The following is a 3,202-nucleotide window of genomic DNA, read 5'->3' as shown; positions in this document are numbered from 1 at the left end:
CTGCGCGGCGGCGGCCGTCGCCGTCGATGCCGCGCCTGCCGCGCCGCTGCCGATTGCCGCACGCATCTCGTCGGCAATGATGTCGGCCTCGGGCCCGATGATCACCTGCACGCTGTTGCCGCCGCGCTTGAGCACGCCGCGCGCGCCGATCGACTTCAGCGCCGGCTCCGAGATCTTCTCCGGATCGACGACGGTCAGGCGCAGGCGCGTCGTGCACGCGTCGACGACCGACAGGTTGCCCGCCCCGCCGAGCGCGGCGATGTAGCGCTGCGCGCGCGGCGCAGCCGCAGCAGCGCCCGCAGCCGGCGCGACGAAGCCGCCCGATGCGTACGATTCCGCAGCCGCATCGGCCGATGCCGGCTCACGGCCCGGCGTTGCCATGTTGAACTTGCGGATGAAGAAGCGGAACAGCCCGTAGTACGCGGCGCCGTACGCGATGCCGAGCGGGATCGCGATCCAGCCCTTCGTCGACAGCCCGTAGTTCAGCACGTAGTCGATCGCGCCGGCCGAGAACGTGAAGCCGAGCTTCACGCCGAGGATCTGGCAGATCGCGAGCGACAGCCCCGTCAGCACCGCATGGATCACGTACAGCACCGGCGCGAGGAACATGAAGCTGAATTCGATCGGCTCGGTCACGCCGGTCAGGAACGACGTGAGCGCCATCGAGAACAGCAGGCCGCCGACCATCGCGCGGCGTTCCTTCGGCGCTTCGTGCAGCATCGCGAGACACGCGGCCGGCAGGCCGAACATCATGATCGGGAAGAAGCCGGCCATGAAGGTGCCCGCGGTCGGGTCGCCCGCGAAGAAGCGGTGCAGGTCGCCGTGCACGATCTCGCCGCCGGCCGGCGGCGTGAAGTTGCCGAACACGAACCACGCGAGCGAGTTGATGATGTGGTGCAGGCCCGTGACGAGCAGCAGGCGGTTCAGGAAGCCGAACACGAACGCACCGATCGCGCCCGCCGTCGTCAGCCACTGGCCGGCCGCGTCGATCAGATGCTGGACCGGCTGCCAGACGTACCCGAACGCGATGCCGAGTATCACGCAGACCAGGCCCGTGATGATCGGCACGAACCGTTTGCCGCCGAAGAACGCGAGGTAGTCCGGCAGCTTGATGTCTTTATAGCGGTTGTACAGCAGGCCCGCGACCACACCCGCGATGATCCCGGACAGCACGCCCATGTTCAGCTTGGGATCGATGTCCTTCATGATCGCGGTTTCGATCAGGTAGCCGATCGCGCCCGCAAGTGCCGCCACGCCGTTGTTGTCCTTCGCGAAACCGACCGCCACGCCGATCGCGAACAGCAGCGGCAGGTTGTCGAAGATCGCACCGCCGGCGTCGGCGATCATCTTGATGTTGAACACGTCCGGCTGGCCGAGTCGCAGCAGGATGCCGGCAACCGGCAATACCGCGATCGGCAGCATCAGTGCCCGGCCCAGGCCCTGTATTTTCAGAAACGGATTCCCGTTCATTCAGTCCTCCAATCCTTGTCTCGTCATTAATCGTCGTTGACCTAATTGCTTTCGTCGTGAAACCGGTCGCGAACCTGCCGTCGACGCTCAGTCGAGCGGCCAGACCTCGCGGCTTGCTGCCCTTACCGCCTGTGCCGAATCGAGCGCGAGCAGATCCTGCGCGCGCTGACGGCACAACTGGTAATCGAGACGGCGCACACGCGCCTTGATGCCCGGCACCGATACGGGGTCGACCGACAGCTCGGTTACGCCGAGGCCCACCAGGACCGGCACCGCGAGCGGATCGCCGCCGAGCGCGCCGCACACGCCGACCCACTTGCCGTGCTTCGCGGCGCCACGCACCGCGATGTCGATCAGGCGCAGCACGGCCGGATGCAAGCCGTCGGATTGCGCGGCCAGGTCGGCCTGGCAGCGGTCCATCGCGAGCGTGTACTGCGTCAGGTCGTTGGTGCCGATCGACAGGAAATCCGCGTGCTGCGCGAGCTGGTCGGCCAGCAGCGCGGCCGACGGCACCTCGATCATCACGCCGACCTCGATCGGCTCGGTGCGGCCCTGTGTACGCGCGAATTCGTCGATGCGCTTGCGCAGCCGCACGAGTTCGCCCGCGTCGGTCACCATCGGCAGCAGGATGCGCACCGCGCCGAACGGCTTCACCGCGAGCAGGCCCTGCAACTGATCGTCGAGCAGATCGGGGCGCACCTGCGCGAGACGGATGCCGCGCAGGCCGAGCGCCGGGTTCGGTTCGGGCGGCAGCGTCAGGTAGTCGACTTCCTTGTCGGCGCCGACGTCGAGCGTGCGGATGATCGCCGTGCGGCCCTGCAATGCATCGACGATCGACTGGTAGCTCTGCTGATGTTCGACGATTGTCGGCGCGGCCTGGCGATGGATGAACATCAGCTCGGTGCGCAGCAGGCCGACCGCGTCGGCGCCGTTGTCGACCGCGGTGTTCGCGTCGTCGAGCGTCGCGATGTTCGCGGCGACCTCGATCGCGCGGCCATCGACCGTCGCGGCGGCTTCACCCGCCAGTTGCCGGTTCGCCTCGCGCACGCCGTCCAGGCGCTGGCGCTCGTGCCGCGCACGTTCGACGTCGAGCGCGGTCGGCGCGTGTTCGAGCCGGCCCGCGCTTGCGTCGACGACGACCTGCGTGCCGTCCGGAATCGCGTACAGCGCATCGCCGACCGCGACCAGCGCCGGAATGCCGAGCTGTCGCGCGATGATCGCCGCGTGCGACGTCGCGCCGCCGCGCGCCATCACGAGCGCGGTCACGCGCTGACGATCGAGCGACGACAGGTCGGACGGCGTGAATTCCTCGGCCGCGAGCACCGCTTCGTCGGGCAGCGCACGCGCGGCGCCGTTCGTATGGCCGAGCGCGCGCTGCACGCGCTTTTCGATGTCGCGCAGGTCGGCCGCGCGTTCGGCGAGCAGCGCGTCGTCGAGCTTCGACAGCGTGTCGATCTGCGTGCGGATCGTCGCGCGCCATGCGAAGCCCGCGCTCTTGCCAAGGCTGATCAGGTCGCGCGCCGCGTCGATCAGCGTCGGATCCTCGAGCAGCACGCGGTGTACCGCGAAGATGCCCGCTTCGCCGACCGCGCCGCGCGCCGATGCGTTGCGCACCGTTTCGTCGAGTTCGGCGTCGACCGCCTTCAGCGCCTGGTCGAGCTGGCGGCTTTCCGCGGCCGGCGTGCCGGCGGCCTGCTCGGGCGGCACGATTTCCGCATCGTCGAGACGCACA

The 3,202-nt window shown here is 68.7% G+C and carries 2 protein-coding genes; both read right to left on the bottom strand.

The window, feature by feature from the left end:
* Positions 1 to 1,470 (bottom strand): N-acetylglucosamine-specific PTS transporter subunit IIBC (gene nagE, locus G3N64_RS38530; protein ID WP_205788813.1); only part of this gene is annotated, 1,470 nt, incomplete at its 3' end.
* An 87-nt stretch (positions 1,471 to 1,557) separates the two neighbouring features.
* On the bottom strand, positions 1,558 to 3,202 hold a 1,645-nt coding region (ptsP, locus tag G3N64_RS38525), incomplete at its 5' end, for a phosphoenolpyruvate--protein phosphotransferase (protein WP_241021430.1).

It is taken from the genome of Burkholderia sp. Ac-20344 (genome assembly GCF_017104975.1).
Taxonomy (GTDB): domain Bacteria; phylum Pseudomonadota; class Gammaproteobacteria; order Burkholderiales; family Burkholderiaceae; genus Burkholderia.
This window is presented reverse-complemented; position numbering and strand designations above follow the sequence as displayed.